The organism is Neorhizobium vignae, from assembly GCF_000732195.1.
Classification (GTDB): Bacteria; Pseudomonadota; Alphaproteobacteria; order Rhizobiales; family Rhizobiaceae; genus Neorhizobium; species Neorhizobium vignae.
Genome location: NZ_JNNU01000002.1, coordinates 710,813 through 732,989 on the forward strand (window position 1 = coordinate 710,813; position 22,177 = coordinate 732,989).

Consider the following 22,177-nt stretch of genomic DNA (forward strand, 5'->3'; position numbering starts at 1 on the left):
AAGCCGGGGATCCTCCCTACACCATCCCCCGCAACTCCTCCCGATGCCTGACCATCGCCAGGAACCGCCGGTAATCCCGTCCGTACTGCTCGGCCCGCGCGGGGTCCGGCTGCAGCTCCGTCCCGCCCGCATCCATGGCCTGCCCCGCTTCGAACAACGAGCCATGCACCCCGCCGGCCACGGCAGCCGCCATAGCCGTGCCGAGCAGCACCGCGTCGCGGTTTTCCGGGATCACCACCTTGCGGCCGGTGACGTCGGCGTAGAGTTCGACCAGCAGCGGGTTGTTGACGTGGCCGCCGGTGACGTGGAGGGTTTCGAACCGGTAGCCGTAATCCGAAAGCGCATCGAGAATGTGCCTAATGCCGAGCGCGATCGAGACGCAGGTGCGCCAGTAAAGCCGGCAGAGGCCGTCGAAGGACGTATCGAGCGTCAGCCCGCTGATGACGCCGGTCGCGTGCGGGTCGGCAAGCGGCGAGCGGTTGCCGTGGAAATCCGGCAGGACGTGAAGGTTCGGGGCGATATCGCCGTCGGTCTCGGCCCGCAACTCGCCGACGCGGGCGATGATGCGGCCGTGGAGCTCCGCCGTCGGTTCGCCGCCGGCAGCGTGCATCAGCACGATATGATCCAGCAGCGCGCCTGCCGCCGACTGTCCGCCTTCGACCAGCCAGTGGCCGGGCAGGATTGCCTCGTAATAGGGACCCCAGAGGCTGCGGCCGGGTTTGGAATCCCTCGTGAAGGCGACGATGCAGCTGGACGTGCCGCCGATCAGCGCCACGCTGGTCTCGAGCTTCGAGCCACCCGACGCGCCACCCGAGACCCCACCGAGCACGCCGAAGGCGCCGGCATAGGCGTCGATCATGCCGGGGGCCACCTGCACTTTCGTATCGAGGCCGAGCCCTTCGGCCGCCTGCCTGCTGAGGCTGCCCAGACTTGTCCCGACGCCGATCGTCTCGCCCGGCAGCCCGCCCTTTTCGAGCAGGTCTTCGAGGTCGGCAAGCGCCAGGTAATCGGCGCTCCAGCCGGGGCTTTCGTGGGCGAGATAGTTCCACTTGGCAGTCAGCGTGCAGCGCGAACGGGCAGGCGAGCCGGTTGCCTTCCAGGTGAGGAAATCGGCGAGATCGAAGAAATAGCCCGCCCTCGCCCAGCTCTGCGGCAGATGCTGTTTCAGCCACATCAGCTTCGGCATTTCCATCTCGGGCGACAGCGAGCCGCCGGAAAATTCCAGCACCTTGTGGCCGGTAGCGGAAAGCTGGTCGGCTTGTTTGATCGCCCGATGATCGAGCCAGACGATGGTGTCCTGATTAGCCTTGCCCGTCGTGGAAACCGTAAGCGGCCTGCCCTCGCGGTCGCGTGCAACGAGCGAACAGGTGGCATCGAAGCCGATCGCGGCGATACGGTCCGCCGCAATACCCGCCTCGGCCATCGCCTCTTTCACCGCGCGGCAGGTGGCTGCCCAGATGTCCTCGGAATCATGCTCGGCGTGATTTTGTTTCGGGCGGAACATCAGGATCGGATGCTTGGCCTTGGCGAGCAGGCGGCCGCTGCGATCAAAGACGCCGGCGCGGGCGCTGCCCGTGCCGATATCGACCGCAACGAGGTGATCACGCATCCGGATTCGTTTCCTGTCCCTTGTCGCCTTGCAGTTCCACGGATCGCACTAAAGCGCGGTCGAAGAAACGGAGCCGCTGCGACCCTCTATATGTTTTTGGACAAGGTGGATCAAATCCGGCATCGCGTCAAACACGACTTCTGGCGAAAGCGCGTCGATCCGCTCCCGGTAGCCGGGAACGCTGGCATGCGAACCGCCGACGAAGGCAAAGACCGACATGCCCGCGCTATGGCCCGCCTGGATGCCGGCGGGGCTGTCCTCGATGACGATGCAGTCTTTGGGGTCCGCGCCCAATTCGCTTGCCGCGTGCAGGAAGAGATCCGGCGCCGGCTTGCCCTTTTCCACCATCGTGGCGGAAAAGATGTTCGGCTCCAGCTTGTCGATCAGGCCGGTCAGCGACAGGGACAGGCGGATGCGCTCCGGCTGGCTGGACGAGGCGACGCAACGGCGGAAACTCAAGCCATCCAGCGCTTCGGCTATGCCCGGCATCGGCTGCAACTCGGCGCGGAAGCGGGCATAGAGATCGTGGCGCATGTCTTCGAGGAAACCATCGTCCGCCTCGACGCCGAATTCCTCCCGCATCGTCTTTGTAACTGTGCCGAGGCTGCGGCCGAGGAAGCGGCGATAGGCCTCCGCCGCATCCATCTCGACCCCCTTGCGGCGCAGCGCATCGACCAGCACACGCACGGAGACGGGCTCGCTGTCGACGAGGACCCCGTCGCAATCGAAGATCACCAGTGGTCCCGCCGACTGTTGCACGTCCATTCCCCGCTATTTGACGAGCTTGCCGCCAAGATAAAGCTCGAGCGTCTTTGCCGTCCCCTCAATCCAGAGCGTCTTCAGCGCGTGCGCAAAGCGGGTGCGGAACAGCTCGGATTTTGCAACGTCTCCAAAAATGTCGCCAAGCGCAAGGAAGGCGGCCGGGTTATCCTTGGCCTTCAGCGCCGCGGCGTTCAGGCGGTCGGCGCTGGCGTCGTTGAAGACGATCGGCTTGCCGCTGTCGGACGTGCCGGCGAAATAGCGGCACCACAGCGCCGAGACCAGCGACAGGCCGACGATATCCTGGCCCTTGGCAAGCCGGTCGGCGGTCGACGGCAGGATGAATTTCGGCTGGCGGTTGGACCCGTCCTGCGCGAGCCTAGGGATTGTGTCACCGATCTTCGGGTTGGAGAAGCGCCGCTCGATCAGCTTGTAGTAATCAATGAGGTTGGTATTCGGCACCGGTGGGATGACCGGGATGATCTCGTCCTTTTCCAGCTTTTCGAGGAAGGCGCGGATCAGCTTGTGCTCCATCGCCTCGTGGACGAAATGGATGTCGAGGAGCGCTGCCGGATAGGCGATTGCCGCATGGCCGCCGTTGAGAATGCGGATCTTCATCAGCTCGTAGGGCGCCACATCGGGCACGAACTGGACGCCCACCTCTTCCAGCCGCGGACGGCCGGAGGGGAACTTGTCCTCCATCACCCACTGCTTGAATTCCTCGCAGAAGACCGGCCAGTTGTCGTCGATGCCGAAATCATTTTTGAGGATGTCGATCTCGCGTTGACCGGTGGCCGGCGTGATGCGATCGACCATCGAATTCGGGAAGGCGACGTTCTCGTGGATCCAGTGGGCGAAATCCGGGTCGGAAAGCTTGGCGAGGCCGATGACGGCATTCTCCGTCACCTCGCCGTTTCCGGGAATGTTGTCGCAGGACATGATGGTGAACGGGGCGATCCCCCGGGCCTTGCGCTCTTTCAGGCCAGCAAGAATCAGGCCGAATACGGTCTTCGGGTTCGCGGGGTTCTTCCCATCTTCGGCGATCGCCGGATGGGCCGGGTTGAACGCGCCAGACGCATCGATGAAATAGCCGCCTTCGGTAATCGTCATCGACACGATGCGGATGTTCGGGTCGGCCAGCGTCTCGATCACGGTCGCGACGTCGCCGGGGGCGATGATGTCGATCATCGGCGCGGTGACGCGGGCAGCGGTCCTGTTGTTGTCCTGCTCGACGACGGTGGTGAGGAAATCCTGGGCCTTGAGCTTGTCGCGCATGGCCCCGTCTGACGGCATCACGCCGGCGCCGATGATCGCCCAGTCATGCGCCTTGCCGGTGTTGAACAGGTCGTCGAGATAGATCGCCTGGTGGGCGCGATGGAAATTGCCGACGCCGAAATGCAGGATACCGGCGGTCAGGCTTTTGGGATCATAGGCCGGCACGGCGGCGGTGGCCGCAGCGTCATTCAAGCTCGCCAGCGAAAGCTTCACAGTCATTGTCTTTACTCCAGTCTCGCGCTCAGGCGCGAAGGGCCAGGCCCTTGTCATCAAACCGATGCAGCTTGGTCTCGTCGGGCGTCATGTAGACCGTGTCACCGTGATAGGCGCCGAATTCCCCGTCACAGCGCGCGGTGATCTGGCCGATGCCCTCGACATCGAGGTGCAGGAACGTGTCGGCGCCCAGATGTTCGGCGACCTTCACGGTGCCGCGCCAGATGCCGCTGTCCTTCGACAGGCCGAGATGCTCCGGCCGGATGCCGGCGGTCTTGGCGTTCTTCGACTGGGCGTAAGTGCCGGTGACGAAGTTCATGTGCGGCGAACCGATGAAGCCGGCAACGAACAGATTGCGCGGGCTCTTGTAGAGTTCGAGCGGCGAGCCGACCTGCTCGATATTGCCGCGATTGAGCACGACGATCTTGTCGGCCATGGTCATAGCCTCGACCTGGTCGTGGGTGACGTAGACCATCGTCGTCTTGAGCTGGTGGTGCAGGTCGCTGATCTCCAGCCGCATCGTCCCGCGCAATGCGGCGTCGAGGTTGGAAAGCGGCTCGTCGAAGAGGAACGCCGAGGGTTCGCGCACGATGGCGCGGCCGATCGCGACGCGCTGGCGCTGGCCGCCGGAAAGCTGCGAGGGGCGCCGCTCCAGATAGTCGGTGAGGTTCAGCACCCGGGCGGCATCCGCCACTTTCTTGTCGATGATGGCCTTGTCGAGTTTCGCCATCTTCAAGGGGAAGGCGATGTTGTTGCGCACGCTCATATGCGGGTAGAGCGCGTAGGACTGGAACACCATGGCAAGCCCGCGCTCGGCGGGTGCCGCGTCCGTGACGTCCTTACCGTCGATCAGGATATGACCGGCGGACACGTCTTCCAGCCCGGCGATCAGGCGCAGAAGCGTTGACTTGCCGCACCCGGACGGCCCGACAAAGACGACGAATTCGCCGTTGTTGATTTCGAGGTCGATGGACGGAATGACCTTGGCCTCGCCGAACACTTTCGACACTTTTTGGAGCGTGATGCTGCCCATGTCCGTTTTCCTTACTTAACCGCGCCAAACGTGAGGCCGCGAACGAGTTGTTTCTGCGAGAACCAGCCGAGGATGAGGATCGGCGCGATCGCCATGGTCGAGGCGGCCGAAAGTTTTGCCCAGAACAGGCCTTGCGGGCTGGAGAAGGAAGCGATGAAGGCCGTCAGCGGCGCCGCGTTGGTGGTCGACAGCCGGATCGTCCAGAACGACTCGTTCCAGGCAAGGATGATGTTGAGGAGCAGGGTCGAGGCGATGCCCGGCACCGCCATCGGCGTCAGCACATAGACGATTTCCTGCCAGAGGCCCGCCCCGTCCATCCGCGCCGCTTCCAGGATTTCGCCGGGAATTTCGCGGAAATAGGTATAGAGCATCCACACCACGATCGGCAGGTTGATCAGCGTCAGCATGACCGTCAAACCGATGCGGCTGTCGAGCAGGCCGAAATCGCGGAACAGCAGGTAGATCGGCACCAGAACCGCGACCGCCGGCATCATCTTGGTCGACAGCATCCACATCAGGATGTCCTTGGTGCGCTTGGTCGGCGAGAAAGCCATCGCCCAGGCGGACGGGATCGCGATGATAAGCGCCAGGATGGTGGAGCCGACCGACAGGATCACCGAGTTCATGAACGGCTTCAGGTAGTCGCGTTGCGTCTGGACCGTGATGTAGTTTTCGAACGTGCCGGACGGCCAAAGGCTGAAGCCCGCAATCGCTTCCGGCTCGGTCTTGATGCTGGTGATGATCGTGTAGAGGATCGGGAAGAAGATGATCAACGCGACGATCCAGGCGGCGACCGTGGCGCTGATCTTGTGTCGTGTCGTTACGTTGCGTGCCATGATCTTCTCCTACCGGTCCAGGTTCTTGCCGACCGCGCGCATCAGGAAGAAGGCGACGATATTGGCGAGCACGACTGCGATAATGCCGCCTGCCGAGGCGCCGCCGACATCGTAGCCGAGGAGCGCCGTGCGGTAGATCAGGAAGGCGAGGTTGGTGGAGGCGTAACCCGGGCCGCCATTGGTGGTGACCAGGATTTCCGCATAGACGCCGAGCAGGAAGATCGTCTGGATGAGGATGACGACCGTGATCGACCGCGCGAGATGGGGCACCACCAGATAGATGAAGCGGTTGAGGAAGTTGGCGCCGTCCATCTCCGCCGCTTCCTTCTGTTCGCCGTCGAGCGACTGCAGGGCGGTCAGCAGGATGAGCGTCGCGAACGGCAGCCACTGCCAGGCGACGATGATGACGATCGAGAAAAGCGGATATTGCGCGAACCAGTCGATCGGCCGGAGCCCGAAGAATTTCGAGATGTCGGCAAATACCCCGTAGCTCGGGTTCATGATCATGTTTTTCCACACCAGCGCGGCGACCGGCGGCATGACGAAGAAAGGCGAGATGATCAGGATGCGGACGATGCCCTGCCCGAAGATGGGCTGGTCGAGAAGCAGCGCGATCGCGATGCCGCCGATGACGGTGATCAAGAGCACCCCGCCGACGATGACCAGCGTGTTCCAGATCGACTGGAAGAAGGCGGGGTCCGTATAAAAGAACTGGTAGTTGAAGAGACCCGTGAAGCTGACATTGGACGGATCGAGCAGATTGTAGTTCTGGAACGAGAACCACAGCGTCATTGCCAGCGGTACGATCATCCAAACCAGAAGAAGCAGAACGGAGGGCGCCATCATCAGGCGCGCCAACGTCTTGGTGTTTTGCGTTGCCATATCAGACGCCCTCCCGTGGAACGTGGTCGTTCCAGTTATCCCGCGCCTTTTTCTTTTGGGGAAGGAGACGGTCGCGGGATGCAGCTTTTTGTTGTTATCTGGTTGTCTTTGTCCGATTGCCTTGCCTGATCATCGTCCGCTCCGAGCGGGTGACATCGGCAAGATCCGGCTGTCCGGCGCAGGAATGACCGGACAGCCAAGGCTCTGGAGGTTACTTCGGATAGCCGGCGCGCTTCATTTCGCGCGTCGTAGCCGTCTGGGCCTGGGCAAGCGCATCGGCGACCGTGGACTGGCCGGCGACGACCGCCGAGAACAGCTGGCCGACATTGGTGCCGATCGCCTGGAATTCAGGGATCGCCACGAACTGGCCGCCGGTATAGGGCACCGGCTTGACGGTCGGCTTGGTGATGTCGGCAGCGTTCATCGCGGCAAGCGTCGGAACCGCGAAGGCGGCAGCCTTCTTGTATTCCTCGTTGTTGTAGAGCGAGGTGCGGGTGCCCGGAGGAACGTTGGCCCAGCCTTCCTTGGAGGCGACGAGCTGGGTATATTCCTTGCTGGTTGCCCAGGAGATGAACTTCTGCGCCGAGTCAGCCTTCTTCGAAGAGTTCGGGACCGCGAGGTTCCACGACCACAGCCAGTTGCCATGGTTCTTCATCTCGCCCTTTACCGGGAAGAGCGCGTAACCCACCTTGTCGGCAACCTTGGAATCCTTTGGGTTGGAAACGAAGGAGGCAGCCACGGTGGCGTCCATCCACATGCCGCACTTGCCCTGCTGGAACAGCGTCAGGTTTTCGTTGAAGCCGTTCGAGGAGGCACCGGCCGGGCCGGCATCCTTCATCAGGTCCACGTAGAACTGCAGCGCAGCCTTCCATTCCGGCTGGTCGAACTGCGGGGTCCATTTTTCGTCGAACCAGCGGCCGCCAAACGAGTTGGTCAGCGCCGTGATGAAGGCCATGTTCTCGCCCCAGCCGGCCTTGCCGCGCAGGCAGATGCCGTTGACGTCCGCCTTGCGGTCGGTGATCTTGCGGGCCGCATCGCCGATGAATTCCCAGGTCGGGTTTTCAGGCATCTTCAGGCCGGCCTTCTCGAACAGGTCCTTGCGATACATGATCATCGCCGACTCGCCGTAGAACGGTGCGGCATAGAGCTTGCCGTTGACCGTCAGACCGCCCTTGATCGCCGGCAGGATGTCGTTGGCGTCGTATTTGTCGCCGAGCTTGTTCAGCTCGAGGAGCCAGCCCTGCTTGGCCCAGATCGGAACTTCGTAATTGCCGATCGTCAGGATGTCGTATTGGCCGCCCTTGGTGGCGATGTCGGTGGTGACACGCTCGCGCAGCACGTTTTCTTCGAGCGTGACCCAGTTGATCTGGATATCCGGGTTCGCCTTGGTGAACTCGGAAGTCAGGCCCTGCATGCGGACCATGTCGCCGTTGTTGACCGTCGCGATGGTGAGAGTTTCAGCCGAAGCCGCGGTGGAGAAAAAGCCGGCAAGCGCCAGCGCCGAGCAAGCGCCCAGCAAAATCGTCTTCAATGTCATATCTTCCTCCCAGAAGATGAGTAACGAGCATTCGCTTTGCTCATGGGCAATTACCCACATAATGACGAAAGAAGTCAATCACCAATCGTCGCTGCATTGCAGCAGACATCGGTTATCCGATTGATTTTGCTATTAGTAATTTTTGCTCAGCAGGCGAGCAATTGCTCCGCGGTCGCCTCGTCGGTGATCACGCCGTTGATGATTTGGCCCTTGAGCGCCGCGGAAATCGCCTGGAACTTCCTGCGTCCCTGCGCCAGACCGATGACGGAGGAGGTCTGCCGCGAGGGGATCGGCACGCTGGCGACGCGATCGTTGATGGAATTGGCGAGAAGCCGGCCCTGATTGTCATAGACCCAGCCGCAGATCTCGCCGGCCGCGCCTTCCCGGACGAGCTTTTCCATTTCCTCCTTGCCGAGGAAGCCGTCGACGCAGAGTGGCCCGTCGGGCCCAAGTTCGCCGATACCGACGAAGGTAACGTCTGCCTGCGCCCCGAGTTCGAGCGTCGAGCGCACCAGCGCCTGGTCGTGCAGGGTCTCGCGCTCCTCGGCCGAGGAACAGAGAACCGGCAGCGGCATCGGAAAATGACGCGCCTTGATGGCGTCCGCCATGGAAAAGATGACGTTGTAGAAGGCGGCCGATCCATCCGGTCCGATATTGCCGGTGAGCGACACGATCCGGTGCTGCGGGCACTCCATCGGCGGCAGCTGGTCGACGGCAGCCTTCAGCGTCCGGCCCGTGCCGACCGCGATGACGATCGGGTCCGGGCGCTTCAGCCAGCGTTCGATCTCGGCGGCGCCGGCTTCGGCGATCCCGACAGTGCTGGAGCCCCCCAACGGATCGCTCGGCACCACCTCGACATGCTTGAGGTCGTATTTCTTGCGCAACGCCTCGGCGAGTTCCAGGCAGGCGGCGATCGGGTGGTCGAGGCGCACCTTGATCAGCCGTTCGGCAACCGCGAGCGACACCAGCCGCTGTGCCGACTGCCGCGAAATGCTCATGGCCGCGGCGATCTCGTCCTGGGTGCGCCCGGCGACATAATAGAGCCAGCCGGCCCGCGCCGCATCATCGAGCCGCCCTTGCGTATCAGACCGTTTTGCCATGGCAGAATTCTCCTCCGCCTGTTGCTGCCATGGTTTCGGATAGTCTGTCAAACGGTTGGAAGGGCGGGGAAGAGCGATGCAACCTTTATGACATAGCCGTGCGGGAACCTCGTGACGACCGTCCCCTCACCTCAGGCGCAGCGCATCGTTTATCAATCGTCCCATGAGATCGTATCGGGCACGGTGAGCTTCTTTGGACGCCTCCAGCCATCCGGCGGCATCGATCTTCGTCAGGTCGAGCGGATGGCCCGCCCGCTCCGAAAGCTGTTTCAAATATTGCAGCTGGGTGCGGCCGTTTCCTTCGCGAAAAGGATGGACGTAATTCACGTCGCCGATAATACGGGCAGCCTCTGCCACAAATACCGATCGCTGCAGATCTCGCAGGAAATCGGATTCACGATGCGACGATGAACATCTGCCATGCCGGTTTCGATATATTGCCGGAACTGGAATTGGCTCTCGCCCTTGGAAATCTCGACAAGGCGCACCTGCCCCGCCCATTCATAGAGGTCCTGGAAGAGATGGCGGTGGATCGCCTTCAGGTGTTTGAGATCGAAATCGCCTTGCGGGATGCCTTCCTGAATCCGCGACCACGCCAATTGACGTTCGACTCGATCCAACTCGTTCGCGTCCTGAATATCCAGCTTGTTTCTTAAAACGCCAGTACCGGCGTAAACGTAGGGGTCGTCGCTCATAGAGAACGCTGGCCTACCTTCGACGAAGAACGGGGGTAAAAACCTCTTCTTTTGCCTGCATCCGTTTTTTTGACTGTTCGAGAATATAGGCCCGCTGCTGCTCCGGCGAAAAACCTTCCCGCTCGAACATCTCGAACATGGCGTAGTCTTCAGCGTCGAAGGGATTCCCCTCGATCATCTGGAGATGCGCCGCCTCCAGCGTGCGCTGCCGGATCGTGTCCTTGTCACTCATACGAGAAAGTTTCCCCAAAGCCGAATACCCGGATTGCTAATATTTCAAAATACCAGAAATCCGGGTAGCCAGCAAATTTCGGCAGCGTGGAAAAGCCTCACGCCACCTGCACGACATGCCCCGCGGAAACCTCACGATATTCGCGCTTTGGCGGCACATAGTTGACCGGGCGGATCGGGCTCTTGATCTCGTCGGTCGACATGTTGCGCTTGATCCGCCGGCGGGACGGATCCGGCACCGGCACCGCCGACATCAGCTTCTTCGTATAGGGATGCTGCGGGTTCTCGAACACCGCCGCACGCGGGCCGATCTCGACGATTTCACCGAGATACATCACAGCTACCCGATGGCTGACCCGTTCGACGACCGCCATGTCGTGGGAGATGAACAGGAAGGCGAGATTGAGGCTTTGCTGCAGGTCGAGGAGCAGGTTGCAGACCTGCGCCTTGATCGACACGTCGAGCGCCGAGACCGCTTCGTCGGCCACGATGATCTTCGGGTCAAGCATCAGGGCGCGGGCGATCGCGACGCGCTGGCGCTGGCCGCCGGAAAACTCATGCGGGAAACGCGTCATCATGTCAGCGGAAAGGCCGACCTTCTCCATCAGGCTCGCCGCCTTGTCGCGGGCCTGCTGTTTGGTGCCGAGGCTGTGCTCGACATAGGGTTCCATGACAGCCGAACCCACGCTCATGCGCGGGTTCAATGAGGCGAACGGATCCTGGAAGACCATCTGGATCGACCGGCGCATCTGGCGCAGCGTCGGCTGGTCGAGTTTCATGACCTCATAACCATCGAGAGTGACCTCGCCGCTGGTCGGCGTGATCAGGCGGGTGACCGATCGGCCGGTGGTCGACTTGCCGCAGCCCGATTCGCCGACGAGCGACAGCGTCTCGCCCGGGAACAGGTTGAAGGAGACCTTTTCGACGGCGTGCACGGCGCCGGACTTGCGGCCGAACAGGCCGGAATGGATGTCGAAACGGGTCGTCAGGTCCTTGACGTCCAATATCGGCGTCTTGCCCTTGCCGACGGTGTCGGTCACGTCGGCGAGCGGCTGCTGTTCGCCGGTCTTGATATCGACGATCGGGAAACGCAGCGGAAGCTTGCGCTCGCCCATCGAACCGAGCCGCGGCACGGCGGAGAGAAGCGCGCGGGTATAGGGGTGCTGGCCACGGTGGAAAATGTCGCTGGTCTCGCCCGTCTCGACAGCATCGCCGCGATACATGACGATCGTGCGGTCGGCGACTTCGGCCACCACGCCCATGTCGTGCGTGATGAACAGGACCGACATGCCCTCCTCTTCCTGCAGCACCTTGATGAGGTCGAGGATCTGGCCCTGGATCGTCACGTCCAGCGCGGTTGTCGGCTCGTCGGCGATCAGCAGCTTCGGGCGGGCGGCGAGCGCCATGGCGATCATCACGCGCTGGCGCATGCCGCCGGAAAACTGGTGAGGGTATTCGTCGAAACGCGACGAGGCGTTCGGGATGCGCACCTTTTCGAGCAGCCGGATGACCTCGGCCTTCGCATCGGCATTGCTGATGTCGGTATGGACGGTCAGTGCCTCGGCGATCTGCTTGCCGATCGGGAAGATCGGGTTGAGCGAGGTCATCGGCTCCTGGAAGATCATCGAGATGTCTTTGCCGCGCACCCGGCGCATCTGCTCTTCCGGCAGCGACAGCAGTTCGCGGCCGTTGAGGAAGACCTGGCCTTCGATCTTGCTCGTGTTCTTCGGCAGCAGCCGCATGATCGACAGGGAGGTGACGCTCTTGCCCGAGCCCGATTCGCCGACGATCGCCACCGTCTCGCGCGGCGCCACGTCGAAGGAGATGTTGCGCACCACAGTGCGCCATTCGTCGTTCACGCGGAACGAGGTCGAAAGATTGCGGACCGACAGGACGGGGGTCACCGAACCGCCGCCCTGTTCCATGGAAGTTCCCGAAAGCAGCATGGAGATCTCCTGGTTCAGGCGGCGAGCGCGGTTTCGGCGAGGGTCACCCAGTAGCTGACGCCAAAGGGAATAGCCTCGTCGTTGAAATCGTAAGCCGCGTTGTGGAGGCTCGCGGTATCGCCATTGCCGATGAAGATGAAGGCGCCCGGGCGCTTCTCCAGCATGTACGAAAAATCTTCGGCGCCCATGTGCGGCGCCATGCCGGTCTGCACCGCTTTGGGACCGGCAACCTTGGCCGCGATCTCGATGGCAAAATCCGTCTCGTTGTCGTGGTTGAAGGTGACCGGATAACCGCGGCGATACATGATATCCGCCGTCGCACCATGGGCGATCGCGGTCGATTGAGCCACTTCGCTCAGGCGTTTCTCGGCAAAATCGCGGGTTTCCGGCAGCAGCGTGCGCACCGTACCGGTCATCTTCACGAAGGCCGGAATGACGTTGCTCGCCTCGCCGCCATGGATCGAGGCGACGGTGACGACGAGCGACTTCAGGGGGTCGGTCTCGCGCGACACGATCGACTGCAGCGCCAGCACGATATGCGAGGAAACCAGGATCGGGTCGATCGAATTGTGCGGCTGGGCGGCATGGCTGCCGCGGCCGTGGATGGTGATCTCGAACGAGTCGGCGGCCGCCATGATGCCGCCCTTGCGGGTGGCGAAACTGCCGACCGGAAGGCGCGGCTCGTTATGCATGCCGTAGACTTCCTTGATGCCGAATTTCTCCATCATGCCGTCGTTGATCATCGCCAGCGCGCCCGCGCCGCCCTCTTCCGCCGGCTGGAAGATCACCGCGACCGAGCCTTTGAAATTGCGGGTCTCGGAAAGGTATTGGGCTGCACCGAGCAGCATCGCGGTGTGGCCGTCATGGCCGCAGGAATGCGCCTTGCCCGGCGTCTTGGAAGCCCAGGGCTTGCCGGAGGTTTCGAGGATCGGCAGGGCGTCCATGTCGGCGCGGAAACCGATCACCGGCCCGTCGCCCTGGCTGCCCTTGATGATGCCGACGACGCCGGTCCTGCCGATACCGGTCTCGACGACGTCGCAACCGAATGCCTTCAGCTTTTCGGCGACGAATTTCGAGGTCTCGTGGACGTCGTAAAGCAGCTCCGGATTCTCGTGAAGATGGCGCCGCCATTCGGCGACCTGATCCTGCATTTCGGCGACGCGATTGATGACCGGCATTATACGGACCTCATTGTTTTTCTGCTGTTTCCCACTCTGGTCGGAGCGGATATTGCGACGCGAAGACACGATTTTGCAAGCTTCAATTTTCCGGCTTGAACGGAAAATAGGCCTATGCTTAGATGGCTCAAAATTTGATCATGCTCGCCAAAAGCGGCAGGATGTAACTTGTTCTTAAGGTAGTTTCGGAGGAGGGACGGACAAGAAATACGCTGCGAAGTCAATAAGTTGAGGAAGGCGACTTCGCAGTCCCGAGGCATAAAAAAGCCGGCTTGACCGGCATGCCCAACCACAACTCATAAGAGAACGACAAGGGGAATAGCAGCATGAAAAACCTTAAACTTCTTCTGGCCGGCACCGTTGCCGCCCTGGCCTTCGCAGGCTCGGCAGCCTACGCGGCCCGCGGCACGGACGGGGACCTGAAGATCCTGTTCTGGCAGGCCGTCTCCACCATGAACCCCTACCTCTCCGGCGGCACCAAGGAAGTCTACGCTTCCTCGATGGTCATAGAGCCGCTCGCCCGCTACGACGAGAAGGGCGAACTGGTGCCCACGCTGGTCACCGAGATTCCGACCGTCGAGAACGGTGGCGTCGCCAAGGACCTGATGAGCATGACCTGGAAGATCAAGCCGGGGGTCAAATGGTCGGACGGCACGCCTTTCACGGCTGACGACGTCATCTTCACCTGGAAGTACTGCATCGCGCCGGACGGCGGTTGCGCCCAGGCCGCGCAGTACGAGGGCGTCAAGAGCGTCGAGGCTCCCGATCCGCAGACTGTCAAGATCACCTTCACCGAACCGAAACCCTATCCCTACAGCGCCTTCGTCGGCGCCCAGTCGCCGGTCATCCAGAAGAAGCAGTTCGAAAACTGCGTCGGCGCCAAGGCTCCGGGCTGCACCTCGGCCAATTTCGGCCCGATCGGCACCGGCCCGTTCGTCGTCAAGGAATTCAAGCCCAACGACGTCATCACGCTGACCGCCAACGCGAACTACCGCGATGCGGCCAAGCCCGCCTTCGCGTCCGTCACCCTCAAGGGCGGTGGTGACGCCGCGTCCGCTGCGCGCGCCGTTCTCGAAACCGGCGAATACGACTATGCCTGGAACATGCAGGTTGAGCCGGAAATCCTCGCCAAGATGGTCGCAGCCGGCAAGGGCAAGCTGGAAACGGCCTTCGGTACCCAGGTCGAGCGTATCAACCTCAACCACTACAATGCCGATCCGTCGCTGGGCGCCAAGCGCTCCACCAAGGAAGCCGGACCACATCCGTCGCTCTCCGACCCGGCCGTCCGCCGCGCCCTGTCGCTCGCCATCGACCGCAGCATCATCGTCGAAGCCGGTTACGGCGCTGCCGGCAAGGCGACCTGCAACATCGTGCCCGCTCCGGCCGCTGTCGCTTCCACCAAGAACGACAGCTGGTGCCTGAAGCAGGATATAGCAGCCGCCAACAAGCTGCTCGATGATGCCGGCTGGAAGAAGGGCCCGGATGGGATCCGCGCCAAGAACGGCGTCAAGCTCTCCTACCTCTACGCCACCTCCACCAACTCGGTTCGCCAGGCGACCCAGGAACTGGTGAAGGACATGTGGTCGCAGATCGGCGTCGGCGCTGAACTGCGCAATGCCAGCGCCTCTGTCTTCTTCGGCGGCGACCCGGCAAGCCCGGATACCTTCCAGAAGTTCTATGCCGACGTCGAAATGTACACCAACAACTTCGACGGCACCGACCCGGAAAAATATCTGGCGGAATGGCTGTGCGACAAGGTTCCCAGCCCGGCAAACGGCTGGCAGGGTCAGAACATCCCGCGTTACTGCAACCCGGCCTATGACAAGCTGGTCGGCGAACTTTCGAAGACCGCCGAACTCGACAAGCGCGCCACGCTTGCCAAGCAGCTCAACGACATGCTGACTGAGGAAGGCGCGCATATCCCGCTCGTCCACCGCGGCAGCGTCTCCTCGCATTCTCTCAAGCTTGCCGGCGTGAAGATGAATGCGTGGGATAGCGAACTGTGGAACGTCGCCGACTGGTCGCGCGCGAAGTAATGCCGATCGCCGGGCCTGCCCTTGAGGCAGGCCCGGCGCCCGCATTTTCTTCTCCGTGCTAGTCTGGAGACTTATGGATGTTCACATACACTTTGCGGCGATTGCTCTTCGCAATCCCGACGCTGCTGATCATCAGCTTCGTCATTTTCGCGCTGCTTGATCTTGCACCCAACGATCCCACCGGCGACCTGCCGTTGACGATCCCGCCGGAGGTCCGCGAACAGATCCGCGCATCGCTCGGCCTCGATCAGCCATTCTTCTTCCGCTACCTCTATTGGCTGCAGCAATTCTTCATCAACGAACCGCTCAACATCCTCGAACGTATGACCGGTTGGCAGTTCGGCGACGGCGACCGCATGCGGGTGCTTTCCTGGGCGACCAGAAGCCCGGTGGTCGACCTGATTGTCCAGCGCCTGCCCCAGACGTTGTGGGTCGTCGGTCTTGCCTATGTGTTCGGAGTGCTGATCGCCGTTCCGATCGGCGTCATCTCCGCCTACAAACAGTATTCGATCTTCGACCAGATCGGCACGTTCGTGTCGATGGTCGGTTATTCGGTACCGACCTTCTTCACCGGCGTGCTGCTGGTGGTGATCTTCTCCTCCTATCTGCAATGGTTCCCGTCGGTCTATGACACCAACCTTGTCGTCACCGACTTCTCGAGCTTCGTCCAGCAGATCAAGCAGATGGCCTTGCCGGTGGCGGTGCTGTCGCTCTTCAACGCTTCGCAGATCACCCGCTTCGTGCGGGCCTCGATGCTGGACAACCTGCACCAGGACTATGTGCGCACGGCGCGAGCCAAGGGCGTGAAGGAAAAGTCGGTTCTGCTCATCCACGTTTTGCGCAACAGCCTGATCCCGGTCGTCACCGTGATCGCGCTCGGCGTGCCGACGATCTTCTCGGGCGCCATCATCACCGAGCAGATCTTTCGCGTGAATGGCCTAGGCCAACTTCTGATCATCGCCGTCCAGGGGGCCGACATCCCGCTCGTCCAGACCCTGACCTTCATCTTCGCGGTGCTGATCGTGCTCTTCAACCTTATCGCCGATGTGCTTTACGGCATTCTTGACCCGAGGATCCGTTATGACTGATGCGACCGTCGCAACCGCGCCGCCTGCCAAGGCGGCAACTCCCACCCGATCGGCCCTCGCAGACATCTGGCGCCAGTTCCGTGCCCATAGAGGCGGCGTCGTCGGGCTTGTCGTCTTTACCTTCATAGTCCTGGCGGTCTTCGTCGGCCCGTATATTCACCGCGTGGCCCCGAACGCCATCAACATCCGCGACAAGAACCAATGGCCGTCCCTGGCTCACCCGTTCGGTACCGACAACCTGGGCAAGGACATGCTTGCCCAGGTGCTCGCCGGCGGCCGCATCTCGCTTGCGGTCGGCATCACGGCCATGCTGCTGGCGCTCTTCCTCGGAACGCTGGTCGGAGTGGTTTCCGGCTATATCCGCAGGCTCGACGGGCCGCTGATGCGCATCACCGACCTGTTCCTGGCCTTGCCGCTGCTGCCGTTGCTGCTCGTCATCCTGATGCTGTTCCGCGATACCCTTCGGGCTGCATTCGGACCCGAAACCGGCATCTTCATCCTGATCGTCTTCGTGATCGGGATCACCAGCTGGATGCACACCGCCCGCATCGTGCGCGGCGACGTGCTGGCCGTCAAAAGTCAGGAATTCATCCTGGCGGCGAAATCGAGCGGCATGCGGGAATATCGGATCATCCTCAAGCACATCCTGCCGAACGTGCTGAGCTCCATCATGGTTTCCGCGACCTTGGGCATCGCATCGGCGATCATCACGGAATCGGCACTGAGCTTCCTCGGCCTCGGCTTTCCCTCGGATTTCCCCACCTGGGGACGACTGTTGTTCGACGGGGCAAACTTCCTGCAACTCACGCCTTCGCGCGTTTTGTGGCCGGGACTGGCAATCTCCGCCACGGTGCTCAGCGTCAACTACATGGGCGACGCGATCCGCGACGCGCTTGACCCGAGGGCGCTCAAGCACTGATCTTGCGGCACTGACACGATCCGAATGGCGGCTGCAAGGCCGCCATTTTTTCATCGGAGCCAGCTCAAAACAGCCCCTAAAAAAACTTTAAAAAAAGTTTCGAACCGCCGGAACCTATTTTAAGGGCGCTCGTTATACCAGTGTTCGAAGGCGACCCCCCGTCCCCCGCCCTACAAAGCCTTCGGACATACTCTTCAATCCCCCTCGAAGAGACGAACTGGCTCGGCTCCGTCAATCGGAACCGAGCCAGCTCAGTTTTGTGGGTAATGGTCGCGGCGACAGGACGAGATTTCGGCAAGTAATTTCGTCGCGAGACGTCAAGGCCGACCGCGAAAACCACTCACGAACCACCAATCGCTGCCGACCCTCTTTCAGTCCCCGCCGCTCTCCAGCGGAAATACCAGCCGATAGCTAATGCGGTCGTTGGAGATGACGTATTGTGCCTTGCCGTTGACAGAGGCCGGCACGACACGTTCCAGCACGGTGCTGCCGAAATGCGCCTTCAGCGAGTCCTCGTTGTCTTCGGGACTCCGGTTGGCGTCCAGCACCTCGTCCCAGATCATTTCGAGCGAGTCATGGCCGTTGAGATGCATGCGGGTGCAGGTGACGTTGATCACCCTGCCGCTGCGCAAAAGCGAGCCGTGGCTGACCGCGTTGACGATCAGCTCATGCAGCGCCAGCCCGATATGCAGCGAAGCGTTCGGCGTCAGAAGAATGTTGTCGCCGTGGACGCGCACCAGATGCTTGTTCTCGGGCAGGTATTTCTCCGTCTGCTGCTGCACCAGTTCGAAGAAATAGGCGCCGCGCCAGCTGGAATCGGTGATCAGGTCCTGGCTCTGCGAAAGGGAATAGAGCCGCCCCCGGAACTTGTGCAGAAACAGTTCCAGCGAGCCCGAATAACGGGCCGTCTGCAGCGCGATGCTCTGGATGATGGCAAGCAGGTTCTTGGAACGGTGGCTGACTTCCCGCAGCAGCGCACGCAGCAGCCGCTCGCGATGGCGCTCTTCGGAACGGTCGATGATCGTGGTGACGAAATGCAGGCCGCCATTGGAGAATTCCACCGTCTGGACCCGGAATTCGTAAATCTGCTCGGTGCCGATGGTAATCTCGATATGGCCCTTACGCCCGGCTTCCGCCATGCCGTCCTTGAGGGTCGCGAGCTTTGCTCCAACCTCCTCGCCGAACAGGCTGACGTCGGTGGGTGTCTTGACATGCTCGACAGCCCAGATCTCCGGAAGATGCGTGACGAAGAGGTAATTCCGGCCGGCGTCCTGGATCATGATACTGGCGCCGAGATCCACGAGTGCCGGCATGAAAAATTCACGTAACTTGTCATCACTCTGACCAGCCTGCTGCCATGTCAGGGGATGCACCAAATTCCTCACTCCGTCCGCGGGCTAGCTGGGAAAACCGGGCGCCTGCTGAACGCATGGATACCCGCATTTATGAGCATGATTACCGGCCTTTTATAGGACGTCAAACGCGCCGGAACAACCCGACGACCAGCGATATCAGCAGCAGTGCAAGAAAGAGGAAAAACAGGAGCTGGGCGAGACCCGTTGCCGTTCCCGCAATGCCGCTGAAGCCGAGCGCACCGGTGATAATCGCCACGAGCAGGCAGACAAGAGCATAATACAACATAGGTTTTCCTCTTCGGATGCGCCAGAACGCTCACCAGTTGTATATTGTTCCGGCCTGCCGGCCCGACCGCCGCCGATGGGATCAAGCGGCGGCCTTGACGGCTTCGTTAAAGAACAGCGCCTGGCTGATCAAGGCCTTCACCATGTCCGGATTGAACGGCTTGGTGACCAGGAAGGCCGGTTCCGGGCGCTCGCCGGTCAGAAGCCGTTCCGGAAAGGCGGTGATGAAGATCACCGGCACACTCGAAGACCTCAGAATTTCGTTGACCGCGTCGATCCCGGAGCTGCCGTCGGCAAGCTGGATGTCGGCCAGTACCATTTTCGGATGCGAGGACTGAAACAGCGATACCGCTTCCTTGTGGGTGCGGGCGATGCCCGTGACGCGGTGGCCGAGATCCTGCACCATCTGCTCGATGTCGAGCGCGATCAGCGGCTCGTCCTCGATGATCATGATGTCGGTTGCCACCTGCCGCGAGATTTCGCGGGTCGCGTCTTCAAGCAGGCGGTTCACCTCGGCGGTGCTGACTTCCAGGACTTCGGCGGCTTCCTCGATGCTGAAACCTTCGACCGAGACCAGCAGAAAGGCATGGCGCGACTGAGAGGGAAGCATCGAGAGATTGGCGGCCGCGCGCTGTTCCCAGGCGAACGGCGATTCGATGGGGCGAATCTCAATGTTCGTGGAACCAAAAATTGTAACAAAGAGTTTATAGAGCGAGACACGGTCCTTGGACGTTTCGGGGAATATCGAAACGTCTGCGATCAACGCTTCCAGGACCGCGGCAACATAAGCGTCTCCCGAAGTCTGTGATCCGGTGACGGCGCGAGCATACCGACGCAGATATGGAAGGTGAGACGCAACGCGTGTGGTGAGTGACATACAAAATCTCCCTCGGTGCCCAGCGGGCAATTGACCTGTTATGAACGTGGGCCTGGAAAAAAAGTTCCGCAAGAGTGGAACTTTTTTTGCCGCCAGGAATTCCTTTGCCCGACGATATCGCAACAGGCTGCCCGCGTGATGAGTGACGACAACAGAAAAAAAGAAGAGATGACAGCAATCCAATCCCAAGAAGTCCGACCCGGAGCGGTGCCGCCGAATGCATCAATATCCCGTAAGTTACGGGACTTCTACGACGCCGTACAGGAAGAAGGGATTCCGGATCGTTTTCTCGATCTTCTTGAGCGTCTTGAGCAGGCGGAGAAGAATGCCAAGCCGGTGAACGCAAAATGAGCAAGGAAGACGAGATCGACGATCGCGGCTTCAAGCGCGACCTTCTCGCGTCGCTGCCCAACCTGCGTGCATTCGCCGTATCCCTGACGGGCCGTCACGACAAGGCGGACGACCTTGTACAGGATACGATCATGAAAGCCTGGGCCAACCAGACCAGCTTCACGGCCGGAACCAACATGCGGGCCTGGCTGTTCACCATCCTTCGCAACGAATTCTACAGCCAGATGCGAAAGCGCGGACGCGAGGTGCAGGACAGCGATGGCCTGTTCAGCGAGCGGTTTTCGGTCCATCCGGAACAATACGGCCGGCTCGACCTTCAGGATTTCCGTAAGGCCCTCGACAAGCTGCCCGACGATCAGCGCGAAGCGATCATCCTCGTGGGTGCCGCCGGTTTTGCCTATGAGGAGGCAGCTGCCATCTGCGGCTGCGCCGTTGGCACGATCAAGAGCCGCGTCAGCCGCGCCCGTACCCGCCTCCAGGAACTGCTCGGCGTCTCCGGCGAGGGTGACTACGGCCCCGACGCAGGCGATGCGGCGATCACGTCACGCGCTTTTGGCAGCTAGTCCCGAAAAATCCGAAAAAACGCCGCTCATGTCCGGGCGGCGTTTTTGACGGCTTCGACGAGGTGGTGGTCGTTGAACGGTTTGGCGACGACGGTTATTCCGTCCCAGCCCGTCACACCATCCATATCATCGACACTGAGCGTGGTGAACACCAGCCCCGAGCCCGAAGCTCTCAGCCGAAGCGCAGCCTCTCCGCTGATCAACCCTGAATCGATGACGATAACATCGAACCAGCCGCGTTCGAGTTCCACGATAAAGGTATGCGGCGTGGCGACCTTAACCTCGGAGGCAAACGCCTCGGTGAGAACGGTCTCCACTTCCATGGCCACCAGAAATTCCCGATCGACAACGAGGATTCGCAACAAAAAAGTCCGCCTGAAATTTCAACAACGAAATCGGGCTAAACCATCGAAAGATCGCGGGGTCATTCACAAAAGACACAGGGCGCGGGAAACCAGCCTACTAATTGTTCGCGGGTCGCTCTTTCGTCGACAGCAGGCTCTGCATAACGGGAAATACGGCCGCCTGCGCGAGGCAGGCGTCCGTTCATCCCATCGTGTCGGCAATATCAGTTTATTCGGCCGGCTCGGAATATCGGCGGTTCGAAGTGCCCATGGTCCTCACCGCAAGGAAGCCGAGACCGCCGACCACTGCGGCAAGCAGCAGCGGGCGGGATTTGACGAGCAGCGGCAATGCCGTCAGAGCCGCCGTCATCATCAGTGCCTTGGAACTGTTGGAAGCTGCGGCATCCCGCTTACGGCGCTGTTCGGCACCGTTGGCGATCACGACGCCCAGATAGACGGCGAATGCCAGCACAAGCGCACCGCCGGCAACTGCCAGCAACGCCATCGACGTTCCCCATATGCCGGCGAGATAGACCGCGAGCGCCGCCACCAGCAGTCCATAGGCGGTCAGCACGAAAAGCAGCACCAGTGCGTAGAGGATCGCGTTTCTTCTGAGCCTGCGCGTGAACGCCGCGACATCCATCGCGGCGAGTGAAGCCAGCAGGGGACCGAGTCCTGCCATCATCAGCGGCGCGTCAGCAGCGCGAACAGGAAGCCGACGCCGGCGGCGATGGCGACGGCCTGGATAGGGTTGGCGCGAATCTGGCGCTCCAGGTCCCTTTCCATCGACAACGCCTGGTCGCGCGCAGCTTCCACCATCTGCATAGAGGCGTCGGCGGCGTCGCTGGCGACGCGACGAGCCTTGCCCTTGTATTCGCTGGCCTTCTCATTGCCCACGGCAGCAACGCTGCGGGTAAGCGCTGCGATATCGTCGCGAAGCTGCTGGATCTGGGCTTCGACATCCTTGCTGGCTGACGAAGTCTGGCCGGTGCCGGTGCCGGTGCCATTGCGGGCGAAGTCGGTCGTGGGGTTGGCTGCGGGCATATCGGATCTCCTGTTTTGCGG

General features: G+C 61.4%; 24 protein-coding genes. 5 read left to right on the forward strand and 19 right to left on the reverse strand.

Going from position 1 to position 22,177, the window contains the following annotated elements; translation table 11 throughout:
* Nucleotides 1-16 precede the first annotated feature (16 nt).
* From GQ59_RS03605 to GQ59_RS03660, 13 genes are all read right to left on the reverse strand, one after another.
* Nucleotides 17-1,609 (reverse strand): FGGY-family carbohydrate kinase, encoded by a 1,593-nt coding sequence (locus GQ59_RS03605; protein WP_037077446.1) that lies wholly within the window; start codon nt 1,607-1,609, stop codon nt 17-19.
* Between the two features lie 48 nt (nt 1,610-1,657).
* Nucleotides 1,658-2,374, reverse strand: coding sequence for an HAD family hydrolase (locus GQ59_RS03610; RefSeq protein WP_051903755.1), 717 nt, complete (start codon nt 2,372-2,374; stop codon nt 1,658-1,660).
* 6 nt (nt 2,375-2,380) lie between these two features.
* Nucleotides 2,381-3,862: a mannitol dehydrogenase family protein gene (locus tag GQ59_RS03615; protein WP_037077448.1), complete on the reverse strand. Its 1,482-nt coding sequence runs from the start codon at nt 3,860-3,862 to the stop codon at nt 2,381-2,383.
* Nucleotides 3,863-3,884: 22 nt separating this feature from the next.
* Nucleotides 3,885-4,889, reverse strand: a complete 1,005-nt coding sequence (locus GQ59_RS03620) for an ABC transporter ATP-binding protein (protein ID WP_037077452.1) — start codon at nt 4,887-4,889, stop codon at nt 3,885-3,887.
* A gap of 11 nt (nt 4,890-4,900) precedes the next feature.
* Nucleotides 4,901-5,725 carry a carbohydrate ABC transporter permease gene (locus GQ59_RS03625; RefSeq protein ID WP_037077457.1) on the reverse strand — a complete coding sequence of 275 codons (825 nt, stop codon included), beginning with the start codon at nt 5,723-5,725 and terminating at the stop codon, nt 4,901-4,903.
* A 9-nt stretch (nt 5,726-5,734) separates the two neighbouring features.
* Nucleotides 5,735-6,607 (reverse strand): carbohydrate ABC transporter permease, encoded by an 873-nt coding sequence (locus GQ59_RS03630; protein WP_037077461.1) that lies wholly within the window; start codon nt 6,605-6,607, stop codon nt 5,735-5,737.
* Between the two features lie 211 nt (nt 6,608-6,818).
* Nucleotides 6,819-8,144 carry an ABC transporter substrate-binding protein gene (locus GQ59_RS03635; RefSeq protein WP_037077463.1) on the reverse strand — a complete coding sequence of 442 codons (1,326 nt, stop codon included), beginning with the start codon at nt 8,142-8,144 and terminating at the stop codon, nt 6,819-6,821.
* 146 nt (nt 8,145-8,290) lie between these two features.
* Nucleotides 8,291-9,244: a sugar-binding transcriptional regulator gene (locus GQ59_RS03640; protein WP_037077466.1), complete on the reverse strand. Its 954-nt coding sequence runs from the start codon at nt 9,242-9,244 to the stop codon at nt 8,291-8,293.
* 126 nt (nt 9,245-9,370) lie between these two features.
* Complete coding sequence (locus GQ59_RS33280; protein WP_051903756.1) at nt 9,371-9,601, reverse strand: Fic family protein; 231 nt, start codon at nt 9,599-9,601, stop codon at nt 9,371-9,373.
* Nucleotides 9,568-9,939 (reverse strand): Fic/DOC family protein, encoded by a 372-nt coding sequence (locus GQ59_RS30910; protein WP_201772408.1) that lies wholly within the window; start codon nt 9,937-9,939, stop codon nt 9,568-9,570. The genes GQ59_RS33280 and GQ59_RS30910 overlap by 34 nt, the downstream gene beginning before the upstream one ends.
* A 13-nt stretch (nt 9,940-9,952) precedes the next feature.
* Nucleotides 9,953-10,171, reverse strand: a complete 219-nt coding sequence (locus GQ59_RS03650) for a hypothetical protein (RefSeq protein ID WP_037077470.1) — start codon at nt 10,169-10,171, stop codon at nt 9,953-9,955.
* Between the two features lie 97 nt (nt 10,172-10,268).
* On the reverse strand, nt 10,269-12,116 hold the full coding sequence (locus GQ59_RS03655; protein WP_037077473.1) for an ABC transporter ATP-binding protein: 1,848 nt from the start codon (nt 12,114-12,116) through the stop codon (nt 10,269-10,271).
* 14 nt (nt 12,117-12,130) lie between these two features.
* A complete protein-coding gene (locus tag GQ59_RS03660) occupies nt 12,131-13,294 on the reverse strand; it encodes a M20 aminoacylase family protein (protein WP_037077476.1) in 1,164 nt (387 codons plus the stop codon).
* A 326-nt stretch (nt 13,295-13,620) separates the two neighbouring features.
* Here GQ59_RS03660 and GQ59_RS03665 point away from each other — a divergent pair, with 326 nt between their 5' ends.
* The 3 genes from GQ59_RS03665 (at nt 13,621) to GQ59_RS03675 (ending at nt 17,337) form a co-directional block, all read left to right on the forward strand.
* Nucleotides 13,621-15,330, forward strand: a complete 1,710-nt coding sequence (locus tag GQ59_RS03665) for a peptide ABC transporter substrate-binding protein (RefSeq protein WP_037077478.1) — start codon at nt 13,621-13,623, stop codon at nt 15,328-15,330.
* A 77-nt stretch (nt 15,331-15,407) separates the two neighbouring features.
* Nucleotides 15,408-16,418: an ABC transporter permease gene (locus tag GQ59_RS03670; protein ID WP_037077483.1), complete on the forward strand. Its 1,011-nt coding sequence runs from the start codon at nt 15,408-15,410 to the stop codon at nt 16,416-16,418.
* Nucleotides 16,411-17,337 carry an ABC transporter permease gene (locus GQ59_RS03675; RefSeq protein WP_037077485.1) on the forward strand — a complete coding sequence of 309 codons (927 nt, stop codon included), beginning with the start codon at nt 16,411-16,413 and terminating at the stop codon, nt 17,335-17,337. The genes GQ59_RS03670 and GQ59_RS03675 overlap by 8 nt, the downstream gene beginning before the upstream one ends.
* A gap of 371 nt (nt 17,338-17,708) precedes the next feature.
* Here GQ59_RS03675 and GQ59_RS03680 read toward each other — a convergent pair whose 3' ends face one another.
* The 3 genes from GQ59_RS03680 to GQ59_RS03690 all read right to left on the reverse strand — a co-directional run bounded on the left by GQ59_RS03680 (nt 17,709) and on the right by GQ59_RS03690 (nt 19,854).
* On the reverse strand, nt 17,709-18,650 hold the full coding sequence (locus GQ59_RS03680) for a sensor histidine kinase (RefSeq protein ID WP_244447893.1): 942 nt from the start codon (nt 18,648-18,650) through the stop codon (nt 17,709-17,711).
* A gap of 163 nt (nt 18,651-18,813) precedes the next feature.
* Nucleotides 18,814-18,978 (reverse strand): DUF1328 domain-containing protein, encoded by a 165-nt coding sequence (locus GQ59_RS30915; RefSeq protein ID WP_037077486.1) that lies wholly within the window; start codon nt 18,976-18,978, stop codon nt 18,814-18,816.
* An 81-nt stretch (nt 18,979-19,059) separates the two neighbouring features.
* A complete protein-coding gene (locus GQ59_RS03690; RefSeq protein WP_037077488.1) occupies nt 19,060-19,854 on the reverse strand; it encodes a response regulator in 795 nt (264 codons plus the stop codon).
* A 168-nt stretch (nt 19,855-20,022) separates the two neighbouring features.
* Between GQ59_RS03690 and GQ59_RS03695 the strand changes: the two genes are divergently transcribed.
* Nucleotides 20,023-20,205, forward strand: coding sequence for a NepR family anti-sigma factor (locus GQ59_RS03695; RefSeq protein WP_037078171.1), 183 nt, complete (start codon nt 20,023-20,025; stop codon nt 20,203-20,205).
* On the forward strand, nt 20,202-20,768 hold the full coding sequence (locus GQ59_RS03700) for an RNA polymerase sigma factor (protein ID WP_037077490.1): 567 nt from the start codon (nt 20,202-20,204) through the stop codon (nt 20,766-20,768). Before GQ59_RS03695 ends, GQ59_RS03700 begins: the two co-directional genes overlap by 4 nt.
* A gap of 26 nt (nt 20,769-20,794) precedes the next feature.
* Here GQ59_RS03700 and GQ59_RS03705 read toward each other — a convergent pair whose 3' ends face one another.
* From GQ59_RS03705 to GQ59_RS03715, 3 genes are all read right to left on the reverse strand, one after another.
* Complete coding sequence (locus GQ59_RS03705; RefSeq protein WP_152564201.1) at nt 20,795-21,097, reverse strand: response regulator; 303 nt, start codon at nt 21,095-21,097, stop codon at nt 20,795-20,797.
* A 244-nt stretch (nt 21,098-21,341) separates the two neighbouring features.
* Nucleotides 21,342-21,797, reverse strand: coding sequence for a hypothetical protein (locus GQ59_RS03710; protein ID WP_051903758.1), 456 nt, complete (start codon nt 21,795-21,797; stop codon nt 21,342-21,344).
* On the reverse strand, nt 21,797-22,156 hold the full coding sequence (locus GQ59_RS03715) for an ElaB/YgaM/YqjD family protein (protein WP_037077494.1): 360 nt from the start codon (nt 22,154-22,156) through the stop codon (nt 21,797-21,799). Before GQ59_RS03715 ends, GQ59_RS03710 begins: the two co-directional genes overlap by 1 nt.
* Nucleotides 22,157-22,177 lie beyond the last annotated feature (21 nt).